Here is a 25,246-nt window from a genome sequence, read left to right on the forward strand (position 1 = left end):
ACACCCGCCCAGAGCATAACCAAACCAGGCAGTAAGTGAGAGAACAATGTCAAACAAACCCTTTCATTATCAGGCTCCTTTCCCACTCAAAAAAGATGATACCGAGTATTACCTGCTGACCAGCGAACACGTTAGCGTATCTGAATTTGAAGGGCAGGAGATTTTGAAAGTCGCGCCAGAAGCGTTAACTCTGCTGGCGCGTCAGGCGTTTCATGATGCGTCATTTATGCTGCGTCCGGCTCACCAACAACAGGTGGCCGACATTCTGCGTGACCCGGAAGCCAGCGAAAACGATAAATATGTGGCGCTGCAATTCCTGCGAAACTCCGATATCGCGGCAAAAGGCGTTCTGCCAACCTGTCAGGATACCGGCACCGCGATTATCGTTGGTAAAAAAGGGCAGCGCGTATGGACAGGTGGTGGCGACGAAGCGGCTTTGGCGCGCGGTGTCTATAACACCTATATCGAAGATAATTTGCGCTACTCGCAAAACGCGCCGCTGGACATGTATAAAGAGGTGAATACCGGCACCAACCTGCCAGCGCAGATCGATCTTTATGCCGTTGATGGCGACGAGTACAAATTCCTCTGTATTGCCAAAGGTGGCGGTTCGGCAAACAAAACGTATCTTTATCAGGAAACCAAAGCGTTACTGACGCCGGGGAAACTGAAAAATTATCTGGTTGAGAAAATGCGTACGCTGGGGACGGCGGCCTGTCCTCCGTATCACATTGCGTTCGTTATTGGCGGAACTTCTGCGGAAACTAACCTTAAAACGGTAAAACTGGCTTCCGCTAAATACTATGACGAACTGCCAACGGAAGGGAATGAGCACGGTCAGGCTTTCCGCGATGTGGAGCTGGAAAAAGAATTGCTGATCGAAGCGCAAAATCTTGGTCTGGGGGCGCAGTTTGGTGGTAAATACTTCGCTCACGATATCCGCGTGATTCGCCTGCCGCGTCATGGCGCATCCTGCCCGGTTGGTATGGGCGTTTCCTGTTCCGCTGACCGTAATATTAAAGCGAAGATCAACCGTCAGGGGATCTGGATCGAAAAACTGGAACATAACCCAGGCAAATATATCCCTGAAGAATTGCGTAAAGCGGGAGAAGGCGAGGCGGTGCGCGTAGACCTTAATCGTCCGATGAAAGAGATCCTTGCTCAGTTGTCGCAATATCCTGTTTCTACGCGATTGTCGCTTAACGGTACTATCATCGTCGGTCGTGATATCGCCCATGCCAAACTGAAAGAGCGCATGGACAACGGCGAAGGGCTACCGCAATACATCAAAGATCACCCGATTTACTACGCGGGGCCGGCAAAAACGCCGGAAGGTTATGCCTCCGGTTCTCTTGGTCCAACAACCGCCGGACGGATGGATTCTTATGTCGATCAACTGCAAGCGCAGGGCGGAAGTATGATCATGCTGGCGAAAGGCAACCGCAGCCAGCAGGTGACGGATGCCTGTAAAAAACACGGTGGCTTCTACCTCGGTAGTATTGGCGGCCCGGCGGCAGTGCTGGCGCAGGGTAGTATTAAGAGTCTGGAATGTGTTGAGTATCCTGAACTGGGAATGGAAGCTATCTGGAAAATCGAAGTGGAAGATTTCCCGGCGTTTATTCTTGTGGATGATAAAGGAAATGACTTCTTCCAGCAGATACAGCTCACGCAGTGCACCCGCTGCGTGAAATAAACAGAGCCGTCCTTCGGGGCGGCTTTTTTACATGGCACGAAAGACCAAACATTTGTTATCAAATAGTAAATAATGAGTGAGCTAAAAGTTGCTTAACGTAAGCAAAACAGAAAGAAAAATAAATCAGGTGAGGAGCAGTCCATGAAAACAGTACGCAGCGAAAAAGATTCGATGGGTGCGATCGATGTCCCGGCAGATAAGCTGTGGGGCGCACAAACTCAACGCTCGCTGGAGCATTTCCGCATTTCGACGGAGAAAATGCCAACCTCACTGATTCATGCGCTGGCGCTAACCAAGCGCGCAGCGGCAAAAGTTAATGAAGATTTAGGCTTGCTGTCCGAAGAGAAAGCGAGTGCCATTCGTCAGGCGGCAGATGAAGTGCTGGCGGGACAGCATGACGATGAATTTCCGCTGGCTATCTGGCAGACCGGTTCCGGTACGCAAAGCAATATGAATATGAACGAAGTGCTGGCTAACCGGGCGAGCGAATTGCTTGGCGGCGTGCGTGGGATGGAACGTAAAGTTCACCCTAATGACGACGTGAACAAAAGCCAAAGTTCCAATGATGTCTTTCCGACGGCGATGCATGTTGCGGCGCTGCTGGCGTTGCGCAAGCAACTCATTCCGCAGCTTAAAACACTGACACAAACGCTGAGTGAAAAATCGCGCGCATTTGCCGATATCGTCAAAATTGGTCGTACCCACTTGCAGGACGCCACGCCGCTGACGCTGGGGCAGGAGATTTCTGGCTGGGTAGCGATGCTGGAGCATAATCTCAAACATATCGAGTACAGTCTGCCGCACGTGGCGGAACTGGCGCTGGGTGGTACAGCAGTAGGGACGGGGCTGAACACTCATCCGGAATATGCGCGTCGCGTTGCGGATGAACTTTCGGTAATTACCTGCGCGCCGTTTGTTACCGCGCCGAACAAATTTGAAGCTCTGGCGACCTGTGATGCGCTGGTTCAGGCGCACGGCGCCTTGAAAGGGTTGGCTGCGTCACTGATGAAAATTGCCAATGACGTCCGTTGGTTGGCATCTGGCCCTCGCTGCGGAATTGGTGAAATCTCAATCCCGGAAAACGAGCCGGGCAGTTCAATCATGCCTGGGAAAGTGAACCCAACGCAGTGTGAAGCGTTAACCATGCTTTGCTGTCAGGTGATGGGGAACGACGTGGCGATCAACATGGGTGGCGCTTCCGGAAACTTTGAACTGAACGTCTTCCGTCCGATGGTTATCCACAATTTCCTGCAATCGGTACGCTTGCTGGCAGATGGCATGGAAAGTTTTAACAAACACTGTGCAGTGGGGATTGAGCCGAATCGTGAGCGAATCAATCAATTACTCAATGAATCGCTGATGCTGGTGACCGCACTCAACACCCACATTGGCTATGACAAAGCCGCCGAGATTGCCAAAAAGGCGCATAAAGAAGGGCTGACCTTAAAAGCCGCAGCCCTTGCGCTGGGCTATCTTAGCGAAGCCGAGTTTGACAGCTGGGTACGACCAGAACAGATGGTCGGTAGCATGAAAGCAGGGCGTTAATCTGCAACATACAGGTGCAGCCGTGGGATGATCAAACGAAGCGGCTGCGCCTGCGGTTTATAACGGTGCTGCACATTGTCGGCATCGTAATTCAACAACTCGCCAACGTCCGGCACGCCCGCGCCATTATCCCGATTAATCAGTGCAATCAGAGGCGTCGGGCAGGCGTGTTGTACCTGTTTTTGATCTCCCTTGTACCAGACGCGGGCAATCGGCTGCACCTTCACCGGACGTTTGATTTTTAACTTCGCGTCCTGTGGCAGGGCGGCAATATCCTGATATTCACGCTCCAGTTTTCCCTGCCACTCCTCACGCGTCCACGGTGCGACGCTGCGGGGTGATTTCAGACTTTTTTCCAGCTGCGCCAGCACTTCATCACGACGTAAATTCTTAATGATATGTTTATTCGCCCAGCCAAAACGTAAAGTTGCGGGGTCATGCAGAACGGTGAGGGTGCGGTAAGCGTTAAGTGTGATCAGCCCCGGCAAATGGCGATGCACCCATTCAAAACGCGCCGACGTAGGAAGTTCTGACTCAACCGTGACGATATGCTCGAAAGTGGTTTTAAGTTGATTGATGCGCTGAATATGACTTACCAGCGCCGCTTGTGAAAGATTATCGACCTGATAACACAACACGCCGGGCAGACGAACAGCGGCCTTGCTGCTGCGATTTTCAGACTGTTGCTGAATAAACAAATGGCGGAAATGACGTAACGCGAGCGCCTGCGCCTCTTTGCCGAGATGTTGCTTAACTTCAATGCAGTTCAGCGGATTATGCTCATCTTCTTTTTTGACTTCCGGTAAAGAGAACACCCGGGCAACCAGCAACTTGTGCTGTTCGAGCTCAGCGGCAAATGCGGCCAGTTCTTGCTCCATCTGGCGAAAGGTAGTATTGAGTCGATCTACGAGATCGTAACGAGCCATAAAATCACCACTTAGTTACAACATACTTATTTTATAGCACAGTGGCGACGGCTTGACCACCGTGCGCGTAGCGTCAGGCAGAGGTAAATTGCGCAATGTTGTGCCATAACGGCCAGCTAAACGAGAAGCGGGCACCACCCAGTTCGCTGGTATCACAATTAACCGTTCCGCCCATAGCCAGCGCAATAGAGCGGACAATTGCCAGTCCCAGCCCGCAGCCGCCGGTTGCACGGTCACGGCTGGGGTCGAGGCGAACAAAGGGTTCAAAAATATGTTCTCGATCCTGTGGTGCAATCCCTGCACCATCATCTTCAACAATTAATGTTGCTCTGTTTCCTGTCAGTAGCAGGCTGGTTTCAACGGTTGAATGGCAGTAGCGCAGGGCGTTATTGAGCAAGTTATCCAGCACGCGCTCCATTAAGCGCATATCCAGCGCCGCATAATGACCTTGTATGATGGTTTTTATCCGTACCGTTTTATCGGGAGTTAGCGCCTGAATGTCGGTCAGATGCGTTGACAGCCACAACGGCAGGTCTGGTTCGCTAAGATGGAGCTCATTTTGCGGGCGATCGAGTCGGGCATAAGTCAGCAGTTCTTCAATTAAAGCTTCCAGTTGGCTGATATCGCGATTCAATGCCTGGGATTCTGTTGCGCTCAGGTTATCGCTCATCTCCAGGCGATAACGCAGGCGCACTAACGGCGTTCGCAGTTCGTGGGCGATACCGTCGATAAGCTGTTTTTTGCTGGCAATCAAGGCGTTGATATTGTCCGCCATCTGGTTAAACGCCACGCCAAGTCGTTCAAAACTCGAACCATCATCAAAGTGAATACGTTCATTGAGATGCCCATCGCCAAATCGTTGCGCCGCTGCTTCCAGTTTTAACATATCCTGCCAGTGCGGACGCATCCAGATAAACACCGGAAAGGCGAGGGAGATGGCAATAAAAGCGATCAGCGCGATATCCAGTAATCGCATTTGATGGAGGTAATAAAGATAAGGCACGGGACCGACTGCCAGCACGTAGTGGCTGCGCGGTATACGTTGCAAAAAAGTGTACTGATCGTCCAGGGCGACAATTTCGCCGCCATGCAGCCGATGCATGGAGATTTCATCGAGATGATATTTACTCAACGGTTCGACGCGCAGATCAAAAGAGAGATTTAAATCCATCTCCTTCAGTGTTTTCCCCCAGTCGTGCGGGGGGATCTCGCGCAATTCACTACGCATCAGGTATAGCGAACTGTTCATCAAATCATCCAGCGACTGTTTGCCTGCGCGTTCGGCGGTAAATTTGTACACCAGCCCAACCAACAGGGACATCACCAGAAAGCAGACAAACAGTAAAAGATAAAACTGGATAAACAGTTTTTTCATCGCTTATTCCCACGCATGAGGCGCAAACAGATAGCCTTTGTTTCGCACGGTTTTAATGCGATAAGGTTCGGCAGCGTTATCGCGCAGTTTTTTTCTTAACCGCGAAATAGCCACGTCCACGCTACGATCCAGACCGTCATAGCTGACGCCGCGTAAATTTTTCAACAACGCATCTCTGTCCATAATTTGCCCTGCGTGGGTGGCTAACTCCCAGAGCAGTTCAAAATCGGCGGTAGAAAGTGAAATTTCACGGTTAGCAAGCGTAACTACACGGTTAATGGGATCGATGGTCAACGTACCGAAATGCAATGCCTTGTAAGGAGTAAGAGGTGCTTCTTGTATACCTTTGGTCAGCGTGGTTTGCTCATTCTGACGCAAATGTAAACGTAACCGCGCCAGCAGGACTGCGGGGGGCGTCGTTTTGAGAATATAGTCGCAGGCGCCCATTTCCAGAGCCAGAATGTGGTTCATATCACTATCGAGAGATGTCAGCAGAACTATAGGCCCGCTCCATTTAGTGCGTAAATCACGACAGACAGTCATGCCGTCCTTGCCTGGTAGCATGATATCGAGGAGCACCAGATCCGGATTTTCCCGCAGAATTGTTTCTTCTGCATGGTCGCCGCGAGGTTCAATGGTTACCTGTATATCATGTTTCGCCAAATACGCGGCAATCAGTGAACCGACTTCTGCGTCATCTTCCACAAATACGATAGTGTTCATATTATTCACGGTAGATATAAAAACGTCACAATACACCGCGTTGTTTTTACTTACTATCAATCGTTCCTAAACAAGTTTGCATCAGGTATTCTACGGATGACTTGTTATGTAAGTGTTAAGGTAAAAAGATGGGGCTGGTAATCAAAGCCGCGCTTGGTGCGCTGGTGGTGGTGTTAATTGGTGTATTAGCAAAAACGAAAAATTACTATATCGCCGGGCTGATTCCGCTTTTCCCGACCTTTGCGCTTATTGCGCATTATATTGTTGCCAGCGAACGCGGCATTGAAGCCTTACGCGCAACCATCATTTTCAGCATGTGGTCGATTATTCCCTATTTTGTTTACCTGGCGTCGCTGTGGTATTTCACCGGAATAATGCGCTTGCCCGCTGCTTTTGTGGGTTCCGTTGCGTGCTGGGGGATAAGCGCATGGGTGTTGATTATATGCTGGATGAAGCTGCATTAACGCAGATGTCGACCGCCATCAAGCGGAAAACTGCGTCCGGTAACAAAGCAACTGGTGAGTAAATAATCGACCAGATCGATCACTTCTTTCTCACCAGGCGCGGTTTTCATCAGTGATTTATTCAGCGCCTGTTGACGATATTCAGCATCATCATGCTCATTAAACAGGATCAGCGATGGCGCAATAGAATTCACTTTCACTTCCGGTGCCAGCTTGCGGGCAAATGAGCGGGTCATATTATCCAGCGCCGCTTTGCTCGCAGCATAGGCAATATGTTTGTCGCTTCCGCGCTCCACCACATAATCGGTAAAGTGAATGATATCGCTGGCGGCGTGTCCGTGCCCACGCAGTAATCTTTCCAGAGCGTGGTTAAGAAGGTATGGAGTATTAACGTGGATCTGCATCATGCTGGCCAGCACGTCAGTCAGTGGCGTACCTGGTTTTTCAGCCATCCATGCGCTGGCGTTATGCAAAATAGCACGCAGGCCGTGGGTGCTTTTTAGTACCTCATCGGCAAACGCCATCACACCGTCGTTGGTTGAAAAATCAGCCTGAATACATTGCGCACCCGCATTAATCAGCCCCTCAATGGCAGGATAGTGCGTCCGATAGCTGACAATCACCGGTTGCTTTTGATTAATGAAATGCCAGGCGAGGGCGAGGCCAATGCGACGGCCTCCGCCAGTAATTAATATTGGCAAGGGGTGGGTTTTACCCATCGTTATCTCCTTTGCTATCCAACGATGGGACGAACGTTATCCCACCAGCATCCAGGTCGCCGGAACTGCGGCAATTAACAACATGCTAATTAGCATCATTTCCTGACGATTCAGTACATTATCATGTGTATGCGTTTTACGCGCGTACAGGAATACCAGAAGCCCAGGTGCATACAGAACGACGGACAACAGCAGGTGCATTGGGCCAGAGGCGTACAATAACCATAAGCCATAAATGCAGGCACCGATACCTACTGCTTTATGCAGTGGACGGGTAGCGATTTTCAGCAGGAACGCGCCAACCAGGAAATAGGGCACCAGAATCATTTCTGAGGCGATGGTCAGCAATGTGTTGTAATCGGAACCGGTTAGCCAGATGAGTACCAGGCAAATTTGCACGCAGATGTTGGTCAGCCACAGTGAGGCAGACGGCGCAGCTTGCGCATTCTGGCGAGCAAAAATGCGCGGGAATGCTTTATGTGTGGCCGCCAGGAAGGGGACTTCTGCCGCCATAATGGTCCAGCTTAAGTACGCGCCGCAAACGGAAACGATCAGTCCGGCAGCGATGATAATCTCGCCCCACGGCCCCATCATTTTCACCATCAGGCCGGCCATAGACGGGTTACGGATTTCAGCCAGTTCCGGGCGTGCTACCACGCCCAGCGAAAGCAGTGTTACCAGTAAATAAACGCCCAGCGCGGAAAGTACCGCCAGAAGTGTTGCTTTGCCGACATCATGTTTATTACGCGCTCGCGCAGAAACGACCACTGCACCTTCCACGCCAATGAATACCCACAGTGTGATCAACATTGTGTTTTTCACCTGTTCCCATACTGGTATGCCAAGTGCAAGGCCAGTGAAGTCGAGTTTGAAGGTGTCCAGTTTGAACATCATCATCGCCAGCACAATAAACAGACCTAGCGGCAATAATTTTGCCAACGTCGCCACCAGGTTAATGCTGGCAGCAGTCTGCACGCCGCGCAGGATCAAAAAGTGAACAATCCATAATAAGGCGGATGCACCGACAATCGATTGCCAGGTATTGCCATCGCCAAACAGGCGCAATTCCGGCGTGTCAGTAAAAAAGCTTAATGCGGAAAAGACGATGACCAGATAGGAGACGTTGGCGATAACTGCGCACAGCCAGTATCCCCATGCGGAGCAGAAACCGATCAGTTCGCCAAACCCTTCACGGGCATAGGTAAAGATACCGCCGTCAAGGTCGGGACGAATACGCGTCAGGATCAGCATCGCGAAGGCCAGTAATAAAATCCCTGCGCCGGTGATACCCCAGCCGATCAATAATGCTGCCGGGCTGGCTACCGCCGCCATATTTTGCGGCAGACTGAAAACACCTGCGCCCAGCATTGAGCTTAATACCAGCGCAGTGAGCGCACTCAGTCCCAGTTTCTTTTCCATCTGTATCCAGTGATCAAAACGTGTTCGGAAGAATAAATATTAGGACAAAACGCATAAAAATGGTGTTTGTCACTAAGGCGCGGGATTTTACGAAGAGATGTATCGTCATGCAATGGTTAGGGGAAAATTTGTGACTAAAAATGCTAAAGGCGGCATAAAGCCGCCTTATCGTGATACTGAATAGTTATTTATACAGGTCTGCGCTGATGGTCAGGTTATTGCCACGTTCCTGCCACTGGCGGGTGATGTGGTAATACTTAGCCCCTTTCTTCGCGGCACGTTTAGCAACCTGGTAGGAAACTTCGGTCATGTTGCCGTAGTTACCTGAGAACTTAATGCTGTCGAACGGCACCATCATCGCTGCGGTCGCTTTGTTCAGTTCTTCTACTTTAGTGCCGTCAGGTAGCGTGACAGTGTAACGTCCGCCTTTTGATGACTGGGTTTCAAAGAAACGACCGACTTCGGAACTTGGTGACGCAGTAGTGGCAACGCCAGGGATTTCAACTTTCTTCGCAGCTTCGCCACCGGCAGCCAGGGCTGCACGTCCCGCGTCGGAATCCGCCGGGATCACATCCGGGCTTTGTACTACGCGTTTCTTAGCATCTTTTTTATAGATGAATGCGGTAATACGCTGGTTGCCGCCCTGGTTGGCATCGATTTGACGAACAATATAGAAAGAGTATGCGCCTTTTGCTTTCGCCGCTTTGGTGATGGCGTCATTGACTTCAGGCTGGCTACGGTAAAAGCCCTGGACGGTAACTGTATCAAACGGTTCGATCAGAACGGCCTGGTCTTTGGGCAGTTCCACCACGCCATTAATCACGCGATTTTTTTCGGTTTCTGCTTTTTCAGCATCAGACTTATAGAGATCGGCAACTACACGCCAGTTACCGCTGTTACCGAAATCTGACGTATCGACAACATAAAAAGAGGCTGCGCCTTCTTTATCAGCGCGGCGGGATACGGCTTTCACCGCCTCGCCAATGGCATTGAAACGTCCGGTAACCACTACACGGTCAAAAGGTTTAACCGCTGCCGCTTGCTCCGGTGTCAGTTCTGTTGCTGCGTTAACGGAGAATGCCGTAGCAGAAAGCAGTGCCGACGCCAGGAGGGTGTTCTTAAGCTTCATAAAAATAATCCTTCGCCTTGCGCAAACCAGGTACTGGTATTGTTATTAACGAGAAACGTGGCTGATTATTGCATTTAAACGGTGTAACTGTCTGCGTCATTTTTCATATCAGACTTCTTGATTTGATTTTAAACCTGTTCGAATAACCATGTGTGATTAAAAAGTGAGCGCAGTGGCATAGGCGGCTGAAATGGCTGAATTGTATAAGTTAATTTAATGTTAACTGGTGGCTTGCGACGGGGTGATCTCATGTTTTACCTGGCTATTGAAGACAATTATCGCCCTTTATCCTGTGTTCTATGGTGTTTATCCCACTATCAAGGCTGAATCGTTAATATTTTTCGAGTTAACGCCGAAATACTGATTTTTGGCGCTAGATCACAGGCATTATTTTCAGTACGTTATAGACGTTTGTTACTAATTTATTTTAACGGAGTAACATTTAGCTCGTTCATGAGCGGCTTGTGTACCGTGAAACACAGGCAAACCATCATCAATAAAACCGATGGAAGGGAATATCATGCGAATTGGCATACCAAGAGAACGGTTAACCAATGAAACCCGTGTTGCAGCAACGCCAAAAACAGTGGAACAGTTGCTGAAACTAGGTTTTACCGTCGCGGTAGAGAGCGGCGCGGGTCAACTGGCGAGTTTTGACGATAAAGCGTTTGTGCAAGCGGGCGCTGAAATAGTAGAAGGGAATAACGTCTGGCAGTCAGAGATCATTCTGAAGGTCAATGCACCGTTAGATGATGAAATTGCACTGCTGAATCCAGGTACAACGCTGGTAAGTTTTATCTGGCCTGCGCAGAATCCGGAACTAATGCAAAAACTTGCGGAACGTAACGTCACCGTGATGGCGATGGACTCCGTACCGCGTATTTCTCGCGCCCAGTCGCTGGACGCGTTAAGTTCGATGGCGAATATCGCAGGTTATCGCGCTATTGTCGAAGCAGCTCATGAGTTTGGTCGCTTTTTTACCGGACAAATCACTGCGGCAGGTAAAGTGCCGCCGGCAAAAGTCATGGTGATTGGTGCGGGTGTTGCTGGTCTGGCGGCCATTGGTGCAGCAAACAGCCTCGGCGCAATTGTGCGTGCGTTCGATACTCGTCCGGAAGTGAAAGAACAAGTTCAGAGTATGGGCGCGGAATTCCTCGAACTGGATTTTAAAGAGGAAGCAGGCAGCGGCGATGGCTATGCCAAAGTGATGTCGGAAGCGTTCATCAAAGCGGAAATGGAGCTTTTTGCTGCGCAGGCAAAAGACGTCGATATCATTGTTACCACTGCGCTTATTCCAGGCAAACCGGCACCGAAACTGATTACCCGTGAAATGGTGGACTCCATGAAGTCGGGCAGTGTGATTGTCGATCTGGCAGCACAAAACGGCGGTAACTGTGAATACACCGTGCCGGGGCAAATCTTCACCACTGAAAATGGCGTCAAAGTCATTGGTTATACCGATCTTCCGGGGCGTCTGCCGACGCAATCCTCACAGCTTTATGGCACCAACCTCGTCAATCTGCTGAAACTGTTGTGCAAAGAGAAAGACGGCAACATTACTGTTGATTTTGATGATGTGGTGATTCGTGGTGTGACCGTGATCCGTGCGGGTGAAATTACCTGGCCGGCGCCGCCGATTCAGGTTTCAGCCCAGCCACAGGCAGCGCAGAAAGCAGCACCGGAAGTCAAAACCGAGGAAAAATGTGCCTGTTCGCCGTGGCGTAAATACGCCTTGATGGCGCTGGCAATTATCCTTTTCGGCTGGCTGGCAAATGTTGCACCGAAAGAGTTCCTCGGACACTTCACCGTGTTCGCGCTGGCGTGCGTTGTCGGCTATTACGTGGTGTGGAATGTATCGCACGCGTTACATACACCGTTGATGTCGGTCACCAATGCGATTTCAGGGATTATTGTTGTCGGAGCACTTTTACAGATTGGCCAGGGCGGCTGGGTTAGCTTCCTTAGTTTTATCGCGGTGCTTATAGCCAGCATTAATATTTTCGGTGGCTTCACCGTGACTCAGCGTATGCTGAAAATGTTTCGCAAAAACTAAGGGGTAACATATGTCTGGAGGATTAGTTACAGCTGCATACATTGTTGCCGCGATCCTGTTTATCTTCAGTCTGGCTGGGCTTTCAAAACATGAAACGTCTCGCCGGGGTAACAACCTCGGTATCGCCGGGATGGCGATTGCTTTAATTGCAACTATCTTTGGACCGGATACTGGCAACGTTGGCTGGATCTTACTGGCGATGGTCATCGGTGGGGCGATTGGTATCCGTCTGGCGAAAAAAGTCGAAATGACCGAAATGCCGGAGCTGGTGGCGATCCTGCATAGCTTCGTTGGTCTGGCGGCGGTGTTGGTTGGTTTTAACAGCTATCTGCATCACGACGCGGAAATGGCGCCGATTCTGGCCAATATTCACCTGACGGAAGTGTTCCTCGGTATCTTCATCGGTGCGGTGACTTTCACGGGGTCGGTCGTGGCGTTCGGTAAGCTGTGCGGCAAAATTTCGTCTAAACCGCTGATGCTGCCAAACCGTCACAAAATGAACCTGGCGGCTCTGGTCGTTTCCTTCCTGCTGCTGATTGTATTTGTTCGCACGGATAGCGTCGGCCTGCAAGTGCTGGCATTGCTGATAATGACCGCCATTGCGCTGGTATTCGGCTGGCATTTAGTCGCCTCCATCGGTGGCGCAGATATGCCAGTGGTGGTGTCGATGCTGAACTCGTACTCCGGCTGGGCGGCTGCGGCTGCGGGCTTTATGCTCAGCAACGACCTGCTGATTGTGACCGGTGCGCTGGTCGGTTCTTCGGGGGCTATCCTTTCTTACATTATGTGTAAGGCGATGAACCGTTCCTTTATCAGCGTCATTGCGGGTGGTTTCGGCACAGATGGTTCTTCCACCGGTGATGATCAGGAAGTGGGCGAGCATCGCGAAATCACTGCGGAAGAGACGGCAGAATTGCTGAAAAATTCGCACTCGGTGATCATCACCCCAGGCTACGGCATGGCGGTCGCGCAGGCACAATATCCGGTGGCAGAAATCACCGAGAAATTGCGTGCCCGTGGTATCAATGTGCGTTTCGGTATTCACCCGGTTGCAGGTCGATTACCGGGGCATATGAACGTATTGCTGGCAGAAGCGAAAGTGCCGTATGACATCGTGCTGGAAATGGACGAGATCAACGATGATTTTGCTGATACCGACACTGTGTTGGTGATTGGCGCTAACGATACGGTTAACCCGGCGGCGCAGGACGATCCGAAAAGCCCAATTGCCGGAATGCCTGTGCTGGAAGTGTGGAAAGCACAGAACGTGATTGTCTTTAAACGTTCGATGAACACTGGCTATGCTGGTGTGCAAAACCCGCTGTTCTTCAAGGAAAACACTCACATGCTGTTTGGCGATGCCAAGGCCAGCGTGGATGCAATCCTGAAAGCACTGTAACCCTGACGGCCTCTGTGGAGGCCGTTACTCTTTATTGAGATCGCTTAACAGGACGGCGATGCTTTGGCCTCCCGCCGTTTGTTCAAGCGCAATTTTGACAACAATCGTCAACGGCACGGAAAGCAGCATTCCCACCGGTCCTAACAACCATCCCCAAAAAATTAACGACAAAAAAACTACCAGTGTCGAAAGCCCCAACCCGCGCCCCATGATGCGCGGCTCCAGAATATTGCCGAAGACCAGATTAATCAGCAGATATCCCGCCAGCACCAGTAACGCCTCATAGAAACCATTAAACACCAGTACCTGAGCGATAGGGGGGATAGCCGCGAGAACAGAACCAATGTTAGGGATGTAATTAAGCGCGAAGGCCAACAATCCCCAGACAAAAGCGAAGCGAACATCGAGTGCGGCGAGCATCGCCCAGGCGACCAGACCAGTGATGATGCTGATGGCTGTTTTCAGCACCAGGTAATGCGACACACTGTCAATGGCGCGTTGGATCGCCGCCATACCTTCGACCGGGCGCGCCATCATTTGCTGGAGTTTGCCGGGAAGTTGTGGCACTTCGAGCAGCATAAACAACACCGTCAGCAACAATAAAAATATGGATGACATGGCGTTAGATAACTGCGTCAGCAAGTTGGTGAGCAACGTCATCGCCGCGTTCGGATCAATATAATGCGCCAGTTGGTCAACCGAGATATCAATACCCGCGCGTTGTAACAAAGGTTCCAGAACTTGCAGGGGTTTTATGATTGAGCTGCGATACTGTGGCAAAGTGCGGGTCAGTTCATTGAGCGTTGAGCCGAGATAGGCCAGTAATAGCACCATCGCCATCACGATGATGACCATTAAAATCGACACAGCCAACACACGCGGCACTCGCCAGCGAACCATGCGTTGTACCAGCGGATTAAGAATGACTGCAATAAATAGGGCGAGGATAAAGGGGACGATGATATCGGCGGCAAAACGGATACCGCAGAGAATAATGACCAGCATTCCCAACATAATGACTATTTTTAGGCCATTGAGCGTGATGATCGGCTTTGCCATGCGTATCCCCGTTTTTTCTTCCTTCGCTAATAATATTTTCTTTTTAGCCGTGGCATTATAACGAAAATCAAACTACTCAGGTAAAGAAATGAAAATGTTTTGAGTTAATTCTTAAGCTATGATACAAATCAGACGTGTACAACTACCGAGGACAATTATCATCCGCGATGACGAGAAGCAACACTGCGGATAATTGTAATATTATGGACAATTTGTTCAGGACGTTATTTTCTACATTTACTCATTTCCGTACCTCAACCACCATCTTGCTCGCAGGTGAGCAACACTGGCGCAACGCGCTTTAGTCCCTTCCTCTGCCAAAGCTGGCGCTCTGCGCTGGACTGAATACTTTTCTTTTGGTTTCGCTGAGTCGAGCGAACGTTAAAATAATTCTCTTGCAGGGGAAGGACGATGTATATTTATTGGGTTTTATTAGGTCTGGCTATTGCCACAGAAATTACCGGCACGCTGTCAATGAAATGGGCGAGCGTTAGTGAGGGAAACGGCGGTTTTATTTTAATGCTGGTGATGATTTCGCTGTCATATATATTTCTCTCTTTCGCCGTGAAAAAAATAGCACTTGGCGTGGCTTATGCTCTGTGGGAAGGCATCGGTATTTTATTTATAACGCTCTTTAGTGTTCTGTTATTCGACGAAAGTTTATCGCTGCTAAAAATTGCCGGGTTAACAACCCTGGTGGCTGGGATTGTGTTGATTAAATCGGGTACTCGCAAAGTGCGTAAATCCTCGCTGGAGGTGAATCATGGCGCAGTTTGAATGGGTTCACGCCGCCTGGCTGGCACTGGCAATCGTGCTGGAAATTATTGCTAACGTCTTTTTGAAATTTTCTGACGGCTTTCGCCGTAAAGTCTATGGCTTGCTCTCACTGGCGGCGGTGCTTGCGGCCTTTAGCTCACTCTCCCAGGCAGTAAAGGGCATAGATTTGTCGGTAGCGTATGCGTTGTGGGGCGGGTTTGGTATTGCCGCCACGTTAGCCGCTGGCTGGATCTTGTTTGGTCAACGTTTAAATCGTAAAGGCTGGGTTGGTCTGGTCTTGCTGTTGGCTGGAATGATTATGGTGAAACTTGCATGATGAACACGCTGCCCGACAATGCGGGCAGCGTTTGAATGTTATTGCCGGGTCAGTTCTTCTAGTTTGTCGCGAAAACCAGTGACAGAAATGGCCCGGTTATCAGCGCGCCAGCGATCTTTCGCTGCAGGAGCTGAACTTTGCACCCCAATTAACTGCCAGCCGTCATCAGTATGAAGCATCAACGGCGAACCACTGTCACCCGGTAGGGTATCGCACTGGTGCGACATTACCGAGGTTTGCGCCCAGCCGGTTATTTCGCAATTTTGATGACTGTACAACGTATCGAGATGATCTTCAGGATATCCCGCCTGAGTCACTTTACGACCCGCTGCTTTTAATGCGGCGATAAGCGCGGTTTTATCTCCCTCAAATAACGGCAATGGCGTAATACCCGAAGGCGGATTGCGCAGCACAATCAAACCGAAATCCCACGGCGCGGCTGCGGGGGGAACAATCCAGCCATCCCCATCCGGTTTTAACCGCTTCCCTAGTGTCGGATCAACGCGGCCTTCGATGTCGTGGATTTCATAGCGCCAAAGACCTTTATTCGACACAAAACGCAGCGCAACTGCTTTATCCGCTTTACCCTTCGGCGGCGTTAATAAACAGTGTCCTGCCGTTAATGCCAGGTTCGGCGCAATTAGCGTCGCCGTACATAAATTGCCGCTGGCCGTTTCTAGTTGCCCAACCGCATCCCACGGCGATTGGCTCGTGTTATTTACTGATACACGATCATCATGACCAAAAAATAGGGTGCTGACCTCATTATTGGTCGATTTATGATCGTCCGGTTTATCCGCAAACACAAATGCAGATGTCAGACTAATTGCACCCAGCACTACAGCAATAGTTATACGCATATCATACTCTGGTGAGTAATTATGATTATTAAAAGCAAACCCTCATGAATACTATAGACGGGACGGGATGAAAGTGGGAGTAAAATCAGATAACTACGCTCAGAAAAGATAAAAATGGGTGGCAATCAGGGCACATAAAATAAGGATGATAAGAATGAACTCAAAGCGATAACGGCCCACCATAGTACCCTCCGCTAAAGGCGGTGTTAAACGTTATCCGTTTAACACCGTAATTTTCAGGCGCGAGGGGGCGCGCCATTATTGCTGCCGAAAACTTACGCGGCTGGTTGTACAACTGGTTTTGCAGATTGCTGCTGGCTGTGTTTTTTGCTGTGTTTTTTGGCTGCCTGTGCTTTTTGCTCAGGCGCTTTCTGTTCATTTTTCGCTTTTTTATGATGCTTTTTAGCCGCCTGCGCTTTTTGGGCAGGCGCCGCTTTATGCTGTTTTTTATGATGCGTTGCTTTTGCAGCCGCTGCTTTGGACACTGTAGCCGTCGGAGCAGGCGTGGTCGCAGTTTCTGCAGCAAATGCGACAGAAGAGAGACCCATAGTAGCGGCAACAACCAGAGCTAATACTTTTTTCATTGTCATACCCTCAATTTTGTTTTTTATGCAACCCCACTGCGGGGCCGATGTAATGACTATATCTCTGGAAATGACAGGCTTCCGTGAGTGGTTGGTTTCGGCATGTAACGATATGTACAAAGCGAATAGCGATGACGTGGGAAATAATAACGCATTGTGACGTAAGGAGAATTTCCCACCAATATAGGTAGTATTGAATAACTTAGCTTTTTCACTACCTATAAATCGGTAGAATCACTGTGTATTAGCAATAAATGACACACAGCAAAATGAATCCGCTAATTTGGGTATTTATTATCCTGATGACGTTAGATGCCCTGCGAGAAATGGCAGGCGCTTCGTCTGTTTTAGGGTGGTTATTAACGTTGAGTTGAGCAGGTAATAAGTCCGGACAGTAATTTAACACATCGTCCGGACTTATTTTTTTTCAGGCGTGCAGGCGATGATGTAAACGTGTTCCGACCAGAATAGCGACCACCAGCATCAGGGCAATAAATGCACCGACGCCGTTCCAGCCATAGTTATGCCAGAAGACGCCACCTAATGTACCGGCAATGCTTGAACCCAGGTAGTAACAGAACAGATACAGCGAGGAAGCCTGACCTTTGGCGCGTTTAGCACGAGGACCAATCCAGCTACTGGCAACAGAGTGAGCGGCAAAAAATCCGCTGGAGAAAAGCATCATACCGACAAAAATCAGCCACAGTGAGCTGAACAATGTCAGGATAAGACCCAAAAGCATAACACCTGTAGAAAATAACATCACCGGGCCACGACCGAAGCGGGTAGTCATGGTGCCTGCTTTTGGCGAACTCCAGGTGCCTGTCAAATAGACCAGCGATAATAACCCAACCACTGCCTGGCTAACATGCCATGGTGAAAGCATCAACCGATAGCCGATGTAATTAAACAGCGTTACGAATGAGCCCATCAGCAAAAAGCCTTCGACGAATAATAAGGGGAGTCCCCGATCGCGCCAGTGCAGACGGAAGTTAATAAACAGTGTTTTTGGGCGCAGCGAAGAAGGACGGAAATGACGAGATTCCGGGAGAATTTTCCAGAACATTAATGCTGAGGTCAGGGCGAAACAGCCGATAGCCGCCAGCGCAATTCGCCAGTTAAAGAAGTCAGTAAATACACCGCTGATTAAGCGCCCACTCATGCCGCCAATCGAGTTGCCGCTGATATACAACCCCATTGAAAAGGCCACAAAACTGGGGTGGATCTCTTCGCTAAGGTAGGTCATACCAACGGCAGCTACGCCACTTAACGACAGACCAATCAAGGCGCGCATAATCAAAATGCCGTGCCAGCTGGTCATCATTGTCGAAAGTAACGTACAGATGGAGGCCAACAGTAGCGCCGTCACCATCACTGGCTTGCGACCAATGGCATCGGATAGCGGGCCAGTAAACAGCAAACCGATAGCCAGCATCGCCGTTGAAATGGACAGTGAAATACTACTGTTAGCAGGCGTTAAGCCAAATTCTTGCGAAAGCACCGGAAGAATAGGCTGCACGCAATAGAGAAGCGCGAAGGTTGCCAGCCCGGCAGAGAATAGCGCCAGAGTGACACGCATAAATTGCGGTGTACCGCGTTTAATGAATTTGTTTGGCTGGGAAAGGGGTTGCTCGTCAGTGTCGCTTGCCGGAGCGCCATCAACAGTTGTAGTACGACTCACTTGAAATCCTTGCTAATTATGCCTGTGATGTGGGATCAGGAATAGAGTAGGAAAATCGAATTGTTATGTCTAATATATTAATAATCTCAAATAAGATGTTTAAAATATGAATATTGAATTGCGTCACCTCCGTTACTTTGTTGCCGTTGCGGAAGAGCTGCATTTTGGACGCGCGGCTGCCCGCCTGAACATTTCGCAACCGCCGCTAAGTCAGCAGATTCAGGCTCTGGAGCAACAAATTGGCGCGCGACTGTTGGCACGAACCAACCGCAGCGTGCTGCTAACGGCAGCAGGAAAGCAGTTCCTTGCTGATAGTCGGCAAATTCTGTCTATGGTGGATGACGCAGCCGCTCGCGCTGAACGTCTGCATCAGGGAGAAGCGGGAGAGTTACGCATTGGCTTTACCTCGTCGGCACCCTTTATTCGCGCAGTGTCTGATACCTTATCCCTATTTCGCTGCGAATTTCCTGATGTCCATTTGCAGACGCGTGAGATGAATACTCGCGAGCAAATAGATCCTCTTACCGAAGGGACGCTCGATATGGGGTTGTTACGAAATACCGTGTTGCCGGAGACGCTGGATCACGCGGTAATCGTGCATGAACCGCTTATGGCAATGATCCCGCACGATCATCCTTTGGCAAATAAACCGGACGTAACGCTGGCGGAACTGGCAAAAGAACCGTTTGTTTTTTTTGATCCACACGTAGGGACGGGGCTGTATGACGACATTATTGGCCTGATGCGGCGTTATAATCTGACTCCGGTCATCACCCAGGAAGTGGGCGAGGCGATGACTATCATCGGTCTGGTTTCCGCCGGTCTTGGTGTTTCGATTTTGCCCGCCTCTTTTAAACGTGTCCAACTCAATGAAATGCGCTGGTTACCTATTGCTGAAGAGGATGCGGTTTCTGAAATGTGGCTGGTTTGGCCAAAGCATCGTGAACAAAGCCCGGCGGCACGAAACTTTCGTATTCAGCTGATGAATGCACTCCGGTGAGGGAAAATTCAGCAAAAAAAACCGAAAAATGTGCTGTTAATCACATGACGAAGTAAAAATTTGACGACGCATATTGAAGTACTTCACCATAACCTACAGATTATTTCGGAGCGCGAAAATATAGGGAGTATGCGGTGGTTGCTGAAAACCAGCCTGGGCACATTGATCAAATAAAGCAGACCAACGCGGGCGCGGTTTACCGCCTGATTGATCAGCTTGGGCCAGTTTCGCGTATCGATCTTTCCCGGCTGGCGCAACTGGCGCCAGCCAGTATCACCAAAATTGTCCGCGAAATGCTCGAAGCGCACCTGGTGCAAGAGCTGGAAATTAAAGAAGCGGGAAACCGTGGGCGTCCGGCGGTGGGGCTGGTGGTAGAAACAGAAGCCTGGCACTATCTTTCTTTGCGCATTAGTCGCGGGGAGATTTTTCTTGCCCTGCGCGACCTGAGCAGCAAGCTGGTGGTGGAAGACTCACTGGAGTTGGCGCTTCAGGACGAATTGCCACTGCTGGATCGCATAATTACTCATATTGATCAGTTTTTTATCCGCCATCAGAAAAAACTCGAGCGTCTGACATCTATTGCCATTACGTTGCCGGGAATTATTGATACGGAAAATGGCATTGTGCATCGTATGCCGTTCTATGAGGACGTAAAAGAGATGCCGCTCGGCGAAGTACTGGAGCAGCATACCGGTGTACCGGTTTATATTCAGCATGATATTAGTGCATGGACGATGGCTGAGGCTCTGTTTGGCGCATCACGCGGAGCGCGCGATGTGATTCAGGTGGTGATTGATCACAACGTGGGTGCGGGTGTGATTACCGATGGCCATTTGTTACACGCGGGAAGCAGTAGCCTTGTGGAGATTGGTCACACTCAGGTCGATCCCTATGGGAAACGCTGCTATTGCGGTAACCACGGCTGCCTGGAAACCATCGCTAGTGTTGATAGTATTCTTGAGCTTGCACAATTACGGTTGAATCAATCTATGAGTTCTATGTTACATGGGCAGCCATTAACCGTGGATTCATTGTGCCTGGCTGCGTTGCAGGGCGATCTGCTGGCAAAAGATATTATTACTGGCGTGGGGACGCACGTCGGGCGCATTCTTGCCATCATGGTGAATTTATTCAACCCACAAAAAATACTGATTGGTTCGCCGCTAAGTAAGGCTGCAGAGATCTTGTTCCCTGTAATTTCAGACAGTATCCGTCAGCAGGCGCTTCCAGCCTACAGCCAGCACATTAGCGTCGAGAGCACCCAGTTCTCTAATCAGGGGACGATGGCGGGGGCGGCGTTGGTAAAAGACGCGATGTATAACGGTTCTTTGTTGATTCGTCTGTTGCAGGGTTAACATTTTTTAACTGTTCTACCAAAATTTGCGCTATCTCAAATTGGGCCAGGAACGCATAACTTAGACTTCCAAAGTTGAATTATTTTCCTGGCTTATATTTGTGAAGCATAACGGTGGAGTTAGTGATGCTGAAGCGTTTCTTTATAACAGGTACAGACACTTCTGTGGGGAAAACGGTGGTTTCCCGCGCATTGCTACAAGCGTTAGCCTCCCAGGGAAAAACGGTTGCGGGGTATAAACCCGTGGCGAAGGGGAGCAAAGAGACACCTGATGGGCTACGTAATAAAGATGCCCTGGTGTTGCAGAGTGTTTCATCAATTGAACTGCCTTATGAAGCAGTCAATCCCATAGCGTTAAGCGAAGAAGAAAGCAGTGTGGCGCACAGTTGCCCGATCAATTACACCCTCATTTCAAATGGTCTGGCTAATCTGACTGATAAAGTCGACCATGTGGTTGTTGAAGGTACTGGCGGCTGGCGTAGCCTGATGAATGACCTGCGTCCGCTCTCTGAATGGGTGGTTCAGGAGCAGCTACCCGTGTTGATGGTGGTAGGTATTCAGGAAGGCTGTATTAACCATGCGCTTCTGACCGCACAGGCGATTGCAAACGACGGACTGCCGCTGATTGGCTGGGTGGCTAACCGTATCAACCCAGGGTTAGCACACTACGCTGAAATCATTGATGTATTGGGTAAAAAACTCCCGGCGCCGCTTATTGGTGAGCTTCCTTATCTGCCTCGCGCAGAACAGCGAGAACTGGGGCAATATATCCGTTTATCCATGCTGCGCAGTGTGCTGGCGGTAGATAGAGTCACGATGTAACGTCCGCGACATTACTGACGCAATCACACAAGCAATCAATAAACCGGGGAGTAGCTGATACTCCCCGGTCATTTCACATATCATCAGTGTCGACATAATGGGCGCATGTGTGGTCGCAGCCAGAAGTGTTGCCATCCCGGTTAACCCAAGTAAAAGCGTAATTTCTTCGCTGCCAGTAAACCATAACCCCAGGCTCCGGCCATACAACATGCCAATTGCCAGTCCGATAAATAGCGTCGGCGTAAACACTCCCCCAGGTGCGCCGGAACCACTACTGGCCAGCACGGCAACTAGCTTGCAGAGGAAGATCCCGGCAATGACCATAAACAGTGGCGGGGCAGTTAAAAAGGATTGCACCGTACTATAGCCGTTGCCCCACACGGCAGGAGTGAGCAGGGAAAGCAGACCCACGATCAAACCTCCCAATGCCAGTTGCCAGGGCGGCGCAAGTTTAAGATTAACAAAACCCCGATGACTGGCGTTCATTAGCTTTAAAAACAATGGACCGCACAAGCCCATCAACACGCCCGTACTGATAATCAGTGCATAGTCGCGAGTCTGAACTATCACAGAGAGTTGCACGCTGTAGAGCAAAGCATCGCTGTGATTAAGAAGATTGCTAATAAGCAATGCCACTACGGCAGAGATCACTACTGGTCCGAGGGAGGCCAGCATCATGGTGCCAAACAATACTTCGGCAATAAATAAACTCCCGGCAAGTGGGGCGCGATAGGCTGCTGCCATTCCCGCAGCCGCGCCACAGGCAATCCACAATTTCCACTCTTCACGTGGGGTAAAACGTTGGGCAAACCAGGAGGCAGCAAGTGCCGCCAACAGGATCATCGCACCTTCACGACCAATGGCGCTGCCGCTGGTCACCACCAGCAAAGAAGCGAAGGATTTAATCAGACTGGTGGCGTAATCAAACTGCCCATCGGTTTGTAACGCCTCCATATAATCGGTAGGTGCATGGGGGCGTTGCTGAGAGAGTTTCTGCCAGACCATCAGCAATAAACCTGCCGCCAGTCCGCCGAGCGCCGGCGTTAGCAGTCGTCGCCACGGAGAAAGGTTCGTTGCTGCATTGACCAGACTGCCGGAGTCGTTATTGAGGAACAGCCACTCCAGTAGCAGCATCGCATGACGAAACCCTGCAACGGCAAAGGCCGCCAGAATGCCTACGACCATTGCGATAAGCAGGCGGCGAAACATGGTGCGCAGATCCGGGTAGATGTGTAGATGTTGCATGAGCAGAAATGGCAAATTAAACACGGGGCTCTATTTTGCGGGAAAAGAGACCTGGTGCAAAAGCTGTGCGTGCTGTATGTGGAATTAAACGTGACGTTGTCACTTATTGGATTTGAAAGGCGTGTAGTTTACGCCTTTCGATAATACTAAGGATTATTCAGCGAAACAGGGGTTTTACCGCGACAGGGATCAGCAACTGTGACTGCCATTGTGTCAGCGTTAAACGAGCCAGCTCACCGAGCGCGCGATAAAAAGGGTGTTCCGCCTTTCCGATAAACACTTCAAGAAAACGCGTGGACCACGGTAAAAGATGCCAGGCCAACAACTCTTCACACTCGGTCTGACGACCGTTCTCTGCCAGCCATGCTGCCATCAACAGCAGCGAACCAAAATGATCTTCCGGTTCGTTTTGTTTCATTTCAAACTGAATGCCTTTTTCGCGCATCCATTGACGAAGCGCCAAAGTAGAATCGCCAAACAGCACCGATTCGCGATCCAGCCAGACAGATCCCCACGGAGGAGAGGGTAATGCCCACGGCCCGACAAATAATCGTTGCCATGCCTGACTACGCGACTCTTCACATTCTTCCTTAAAAGCCGTTACCAGCGGCGCTAATGACGTTTGTGATAAAGGCCACTGGGTGACCCAATCGTCACTGGTTAGCGCAGAAACCAGTGGAGAGGCTTCTTTACTCTCAGGAGCGTAATAAAACAGCGCGCCCAGCACGCGCGCTGCGACAGAAAAATTATCTTGTTGTGAGAAATGCGTCATTCCTATCATCCTGAAACGTGCGGTTTACCCCGCACCAATTTGTTAACCTGCGATGGTCATTCCGAGCATTATGTGCAGGCCATAAACGAGCGCACGCCCGATCATCTCAGCAGGTATCCCGGCTAGCGGGCACAGCCAGCGCATAACAATACCACACGGCAGGCCTGATATGTGCGTAAGCATCGTATCAGGCAGCCTCAGGTTTATTAATGCGATTCAGCAGGCTCATTATCATGGGTTGGCTGGGGGTGGGCAGAAACATTACCGCTGGTGGTGCGGGTGTAGAGAATTTTATGCGTGTCGTTAGCGCAATGCCCGACGACCTGTGAATCAGGCTGGTCGACCTGATCATTCGGCACAATACTTAAAGTGAAGCCACTTTCTGGTACGCCGTTATTGATAATGCGCTGTGAAATATCACTTTTTATGCGCTCACATGAATCCGACGCGGCGAGCACTGTGGATGAGGCCAGGGTGAGCAGAAGTGCGGCACTGCAGGCTAAGATTTTCATCATTGGCTCCTTACATGAATATTACTAACTAAGCATAGCATTTCACGTGTAAATTACTGTATTTACTACTATGATTGAGAATCATCTCTACTGTCTGGTGATTGATGTGAATTACAAATTACTGCCATGTTTACTCGCGATAATACTCACAGGATGTGACCGCACAGAGGTAACACTTTCATTTACGCCAGAAATGGCCAGTTTCTCTAATGAATTTGATTTTGATCCGCTGCGTGGACCGATTAAAGATTTCACTCAGACGTTAATGAATGAGCAAGGGGAAGTGACGAAACGTGTTTCGGGGAATTTATCGGAAGAAGGCTGTTTTGATTCCCTCGAATTACTGGATCTGGAGAATAATACCGTGGTTGCCCTGGTGTTGGATGCAAATTATTACCGGGATGCACAGACACTGGAGAAAAGAGTACGTCTACAGGGAAAATGCCAGTTAGCAGAATTACCTTCTGCCGGGGTAAGTTGGGAAACTGATGATAATGGCTTCGTGGTTAAGGCCAGCAGTAAACAGATGCAGATGGAATATCGCTATGATGATCAGGGTTATCCGCTGGGGAAAACGACGAAAAGTAACGACAAAACGTTATCTGTCAGCGCCACTCCATCAACGGACCCGATCAAAAAACTGGATTACACGGCAATTACTTTACTGAATAATCAACAGGTTGGTAATGTCAAACAGACTTGTGAATATGACAGCCACGCGAATCCAGTGGACTGCCAATTAATCATTGTGGATGAGGGAGTAAAACCCGCTGTCGAACGGGTTTACACCATCAAAAATACCATTGATTATTATTAATA

The 25,246-nt window shown here is 49.9% G+C and carries 26 protein-coding genes; 12 read left to right on the forward strand and 14 right to left on the reverse strand.

Annotated elements, in window-relative coordinates; all coding sequences use genetic code 11:
• Positions 1-46 precede the first annotated feature (46 nt).
• Positions 47-1,693 carry a class I fumarate hydratase gene (gene fumB / locus WES_RS11055; RefSeq protein WP_000066639.1) on the forward strand — a complete coding sequence of 549 codons (1,647 nt, stop codon included), beginning with the start codon at positions 47-49 and terminating at the stop codon, positions 1,691-1,693.
• 141 nt (positions 1,694-1,834) lie between these two features.
• On the forward strand, positions 1,835-3,238 hold the full coding sequence (fumC, locus tag WES_RS11050) for a class II fumarate hydratase (protein ID WP_000860010.1): 1,404 nt from the start codon (positions 1,835-1,837) through the stop codon (positions 3,236-3,238).
• Here the strand turns inward: fumC and tus are convergent.
• The 3 genes from tus to rstA form a co-directional block, all read right to left on the reverse strand.
• On the reverse strand, positions 3,235-4,164 hold the full coding sequence (gene tus, locus WES_RS11045; RefSeq protein WP_016158224.1) for a DNA replication terminus site-binding protein: 930 nt from the start codon (positions 4,162-4,164) through the stop codon (positions 3,235-3,237). The genes fumC and tus overlap by 4 nt on opposite strands.
• Before the next feature lie 73 nt (positions 4,165-4,237).
• The gene (gene rstB, locus WES_RS11040) at positions 4,238-5,539 is read right to left on the reverse strand and encodes a two-component system sensor histidine kinase RstB (protein ID WP_016158225.1); all 1,302 of its coding nucleotides are present in this window, start codon (positions 5,537-5,539) and stop codon (positions 4,238-4,240) included.
• A gap of 3 nt (positions 5,540-5,542) precedes the next feature.
• On the reverse strand, positions 5,543-6,262 hold the full coding sequence (gene rstA / locus WES_RS11035; protein WP_001092493.1) for a two-component system response regulator RstA: 720 nt from the start codon (positions 6,260-6,262) through the stop codon (positions 5,543-5,545).
• 128 nt (positions 6,263-6,390) lie between these two features.
• Here rstA and WES_RS11030 point away from each other — a divergent pair, with 128 nt between their 5' ends.
• Positions 6,391-6,726, forward strand: a complete 336-nt coding sequence (locus WES_RS11030) for a GlpM family protein (protein WP_000524884.1) — start codon at positions 6,391-6,393, stop codon at positions 6,724-6,726.
• On the opposite strand, the gene folM is transcribed toward WES_RS11030, so the two are convergent.
• The 3 genes from folM to ydgH form a co-directional block, all read right to left on the reverse strand.
• Positions 6,723-7,445 (reverse strand): dihydromonapterin reductase, encoded by a 723-nt coding sequence (gene folM, locus WES_RS11025; RefSeq protein WP_000520630.1) that lies wholly within the window; start codon positions 7,443-7,445, stop codon positions 6,723-6,725. The two genes, WES_RS11030 and folM, sit on opposite strands and share 4 nt — an antisense overlap.
• Before the next feature lie 36 nt (positions 7,446-7,481).
• Positions 7,482-8,864 (reverse strand): amino acid permease, encoded by a 1,383-nt coding sequence (locus WES_RS11020; protein WP_000412363.1) that lies wholly within the window; start codon positions 8,862-8,864, stop codon positions 7,482-7,484.
• Between the two features lie 184 nt (positions 8,865-9,048).
• Positions 9,049-9,993: a DUF1471 family protein YdgH gene (ydgH, locus tag WES_RS11015; RefSeq protein WP_000769335.1), complete on the reverse strand. Its 945-nt coding sequence runs from the start codon at positions 9,991-9,993 to the stop codon at positions 9,049-9,051.
• A 520-nt stretch (positions 9,994-10,513) separates the two neighbouring features.
• Between ydgH and pntA the strand changes: the two genes are divergently transcribed.
• The gene (gene pntA, locus WES_RS11010) at positions 10,514-12,046 is read left to right on the forward strand and encodes a Re/Si-specific NAD(P)(+) transhydrogenase subunit alpha (RefSeq protein ID WP_001219379.1); all 1,533 of its coding nucleotides are present in this window, start codon (positions 10,514-10,516) and stop codon (positions 12,044-12,046) included.
• A 10-nt stretch (positions 12,047-12,056) separates the two neighbouring features.
• Positions 12,057-13,445, forward strand: a complete 1,389-nt coding sequence (gene pntB, locus WES_RS11005) for a Re/Si-specific NAD(P)(+) transhydrogenase subunit beta (protein WP_000014064.1) — start codon at positions 12,057-12,059, stop codon at positions 13,443-13,445.
• A 24-nt stretch (positions 13,446-13,469) separates the two neighbouring features.
• Here pntB and tqsA read toward each other — a convergent pair whose 3' ends face one another.
• Complete coding sequence (gene tqsA, locus WES_RS11000; protein WP_001118205.1) at positions 13,470-14,504, reverse strand: AI-2 transporter TqsA; 1,035 nt, start codon at positions 14,502-14,504, stop codon at positions 13,470-13,472.
• Positions 14,505-14,915: 411 nt separating this feature from the next.
• Between tqsA and mdtJ the strand changes: the two genes are divergently transcribed.
• Positions 14,916-15,281 carry a multidrug/spermidine efflux SMR transporter subunit MdtJ gene (gene mdtJ / locus WES_RS10995; RefSeq protein WP_000276159.1) on the forward strand — a complete coding sequence of 122 codons (366 nt, stop codon included), beginning with the start codon at positions 14,916-14,918 and terminating at the stop codon, positions 15,279-15,281.
• On the forward strand, positions 15,268-15,597 hold the full coding sequence (mdtI, locus tag WES_RS10990; protein ID WP_000046658.1) for a multidrug/spermidine efflux SMR transporter subunit MdtI: 330 nt from the start codon (positions 15,268-15,270) through the stop codon (positions 15,595-15,597). The genes mdtJ and mdtI overlap by 14 nt, the downstream gene beginning before the upstream one ends.
• Before the next feature lie 38 nt (positions 15,598-15,635).
• On the opposite strand, the gene WES_RS10985 is transcribed toward mdtI, so the two are convergent.
• The 3 genes from WES_RS10985 to asr form a co-directional block, all read right to left on the reverse strand.
• On the reverse strand, positions 15,636-16,457 hold the full coding sequence (locus tag WES_RS10985) for a trypsin-like serine peptidase (protein ID WP_001223110.1): 822 nt from the start codon (positions 16,455-16,457) through the stop codon (positions 15,636-15,638).
• A gap of 99 nt (positions 16,458-16,556) precedes the next feature.
• Entirely contained in the window at positions 16,557-16,640 is an 84-nt protein-coding gene (locus tag WES_RS0121360; RefSeq protein ID WP_032147852.1) for a small membrane protein YdgU, read from the reverse strand.
• A 92-nt stretch (positions 16,641-16,732) separates the two neighbouring features.
• Positions 16,733-17,041 (reverse strand): acid resistance repetitive basic protein Asr, encoded by a 309-nt coding sequence (gene asr, locus WES_RS10980; RefSeq protein ID WP_016158226.1) that lies wholly within the window; start codon positions 17,039-17,041, stop codon positions 16,733-16,735.
• Positions 17,042-17,310: 269 nt separating this feature from the next.
• On the opposite strand from asr, the gene WES_RS24730 reads away from it, so the two are divergent.
• Entirely contained in the window at positions 17,311-17,415 is a 105-nt protein-coding gene (locus WES_RS24730; protein ID WP_211437555.1) for a KPN_01571 family protein, read from the forward strand.
• 53 nt (positions 17,416-17,468) lie between these two features.
• Here WES_RS24730 and WES_RS10975 read toward each other — a convergent pair whose 3' ends face one another.
• Entirely contained in the window at positions 17,469-18,722 is a 1,254-nt protein-coding gene (locus tag WES_RS10975; protein WP_000091810.1) for an MFS transporter, read from the reverse strand.
• Positions 18,723-18,828: 106 nt separating this feature from the next.
• Here WES_RS10975 and WES_RS10970 point away from each other — a divergent pair, with 106 nt between their 5' ends.
• The 3 genes from WES_RS10970 (at position 18,829) to bioD (ending at position 21,898) form a co-directional block, all read left to right on the forward strand.
• Entirely contained in the window at positions 18,829-19,722 is an 894-nt protein-coding gene (locus WES_RS10970; RefSeq protein WP_016158227.1) for a LysR family transcriptional regulator, read from the forward strand.
• Positions 19,723-19,856: 134 nt separating this feature from the next.
• Entirely contained in the window at positions 19,857-21,077 is a 1,221-nt protein-coding gene (gene mlc, locus WES_RS10965) for a sugar metabolism global transcriptional regulator Mlc (RefSeq protein ID WP_000225256.1), read from the forward strand.
• A 125-nt stretch (positions 21,078-21,202) separates the two neighbouring features.
• Positions 21,203-21,898: a dethiobiotin synthase gene (gene bioD, locus WES_RS10960; protein ID WP_000919217.1), complete on the forward strand. Its 696-nt coding sequence runs from the start codon at positions 21,203-21,205 to the stop codon at positions 21,896-21,898.
• Here the strand turns inward: bioD and clcB are convergent.
• The 3 genes from clcB to WES_RS10945 form a co-directional block, all read right to left on the reverse strand.
• On the reverse strand, positions 21,851-23,143 hold the full coding sequence (gene clcB / locus WES_RS10955; protein WP_071599012.1) for a voltage-gated ClC-type chloride channel ClcB: 1,293 nt from the start codon (positions 23,141-23,143) through the stop codon (positions 21,851-21,853). The genes bioD and clcB overlap by 48 nt on opposite strands.
• A gap of 157 nt (positions 23,144-23,300) precedes the next feature.
• A complete protein-coding gene (dmsD, locus tag WES_RS10950) occupies positions 23,301-23,915 on the reverse strand; it encodes a Tat proofreading chaperone DmsD (protein ID WP_016158229.1) in 615 nt (204 codons plus the stop codon).
• Between the two features lie 206 nt (positions 23,916-24,121).
• Positions 24,122-24,427: a DUF1161 domain-containing protein gene (locus WES_RS10945; protein ID WP_000696054.1), complete on the reverse strand. Its 306-nt coding sequence runs from the start codon at positions 24,425-24,427 to the stop codon at positions 24,122-24,124.
• 106 nt (positions 24,428-24,533) lie between these two features.
• Between WES_RS10945 and WES_RS10940 the strand changes: the two genes are divergently transcribed.
• The gene (locus WES_RS10940) at positions 24,534-25,244 is read left to right on the forward strand and encodes a YnfC family lipoprotein (protein WP_077637345.1); all 711 of its coding nucleotides are present in this window, start codon (positions 24,534-24,536) and stop codon (positions 25,242-25,244) included.
• The last annotated feature ends 2 nt before the right edge of the window (positions 25,245-25,246 follow it).

It is taken from the genome of Escherichia sp. KTE31, from assembly GCF_000407925.1.
GTDB lineage: Bacteria > Pseudomonadota > Gammaproteobacteria > Enterobacterales > Enterobacteriaceae > Escherichia > Escherichia ruysiae.

Excerpts from the sequence above, each read along its gene's own strand:
- mdtJ (WP_000276159.1), top strand. The coding sequence starts at position 14,916 with ATGTATATTTATTGGGTTTTATTAGGTCTGGCTATTGCCACAGAAATT.
- WES_RS11030 (WP_000524884.1), top strand. The coding sequence starts at position 6,391 with ATGGGGCTGGTAATCAAAGCCGCGCTTGGTGCGCTGGTGGTGGTGTTA.
- WES_RS10945 (WP_000696054.1), bottom strand. The coding sequence starts at position 24,427 with ATGAAAATCTTAGCCTGCAGTGCCGCACTTCTGCTCACCCTGGCCTCA.
- WES_RS24730 (WP_211437555.1), top strand. The coding sequence starts at position 17,311 with ATGAATCCGCTAATTTGGGTATTTATTATCCTGATGACGTTAGATGCC.
- clcB (WP_071599012.1), bottom strand. The coding sequence starts at position 23,143 with ATGCAACATCTACACATCTACCCGGATCTGCGCACCATGTTTCGCCGC.
- asr (WP_016158226.1), bottom strand. The coding sequence starts at position 17,041 with ATGAAAAAAGTATTAGCTCTGGTTGTTGCCGCTACTATGGGTCTCTCT.
- fumC (WP_000860010.1), top strand. The coding sequence starts at position 1,835 with ATGAAAACAGTACGCAGCGAAAAAGATTCGATGGGTGCGATCGATGTC.
- ydgH (WP_000769335.1), bottom strand. The coding sequence starts at position 9,993 with ATGAAGCTTAAGAACACCCTCCTGGCGTCGGCACTGCTTTCTGCTACG.
- dmsD (WP_016158229.1), bottom strand. The coding sequence starts at position 23,915 with ATGACGCATTTCTCACAACAAGATAATTTTTCTGTCGCAGCGCGCGTG.
- bioD (WP_000919217.1), top strand. The coding sequence starts at position 21,203 with ATGCTGAAGCGTTTCTTTATAACAGGTACAGACACTTCTGTGGGGAAA.
- folM (WP_000520630.1), bottom strand. The coding sequence starts at position 7,445 with ATGGGTAAAACCCACCCCTTGCCAATATTAATTACTGGCGGAGGCCGT.
- tus (WP_016158224.1), bottom strand. The coding sequence starts at position 4,164 with ATGGCTCGTTACGATCTCGTAGATCGACTCAATACTACCTTTCGCCAG.
- WES_RS10970 (WP_016158227.1), top strand. The coding sequence starts at position 18,829 with ATGAATATTGAATTGCGTCACCTCCGTTACTTTGTTGCCGTTGCGGAA.
- mdtI (WP_000046658.1), top strand. The coding sequence starts at position 15,268 with ATGGCGCAGTTTGAATGGGTTCACGCCGCCTGGCTGGCACTGGCAATC.
- pntA (WP_001219379.1), top strand. The coding sequence starts at position 10,514 with ATGCGAATTGGCATACCAAGAGAACGGTTAACCAATGAAACCCGTGTT.
- WES_RS10985 (WP_001223110.1), bottom strand. The coding sequence starts at position 16,457 with ATGCGTATAACTATTGCTGTAGTGCTGGGTGCAATTAGTCTGACATCT.
- WES_RS0121360 (WP_032147852.1), bottom strand. The coding sequence starts at position 16,640 with ATGGTGGGCCGTTATCGCTTTGAGTTCATTCTTATCATCCTTATTTTA.
- fumB (WP_000066639.1), top strand. The coding sequence starts at position 47 with ATGTCAAACAAACCCTTTCATTATCAGGCTCCTTTCCCACTCAAAAAA.
- tqsA (WP_001118205.1), bottom strand. The coding sequence starts at position 14,504 with ATGGCAAAGCCGATCATCACGCTCAATGGCCTAAAAATAGTCATTATG.
- rstA (WP_001092493.1), bottom strand. The coding sequence starts at position 6,262 with ATGAACACTATCGTATTTGTGGAAGATGACGCAGAAGTCGGTTCACTG.
- pntB (WP_000014064.1), top strand. The coding sequence starts at position 12,057 with ATGTCTGGAGGATTAGTTACAGCTGCATACATTGTTGCCGCGATCCTG.
- rstB (WP_016158225.1), bottom strand. The coding sequence starts at position 5,539 with ATGAAAAAACTGTTTATCCAGTTTTATCTTTTACTGTTTGTCTGCTTT.
- WES_RS11020 (WP_000412363.1), bottom strand. The coding sequence starts at position 8,864 with ATGGAAAAGAAACTGGGACTGAGTGCGCTCACTGCGCTGGTATTAAGC.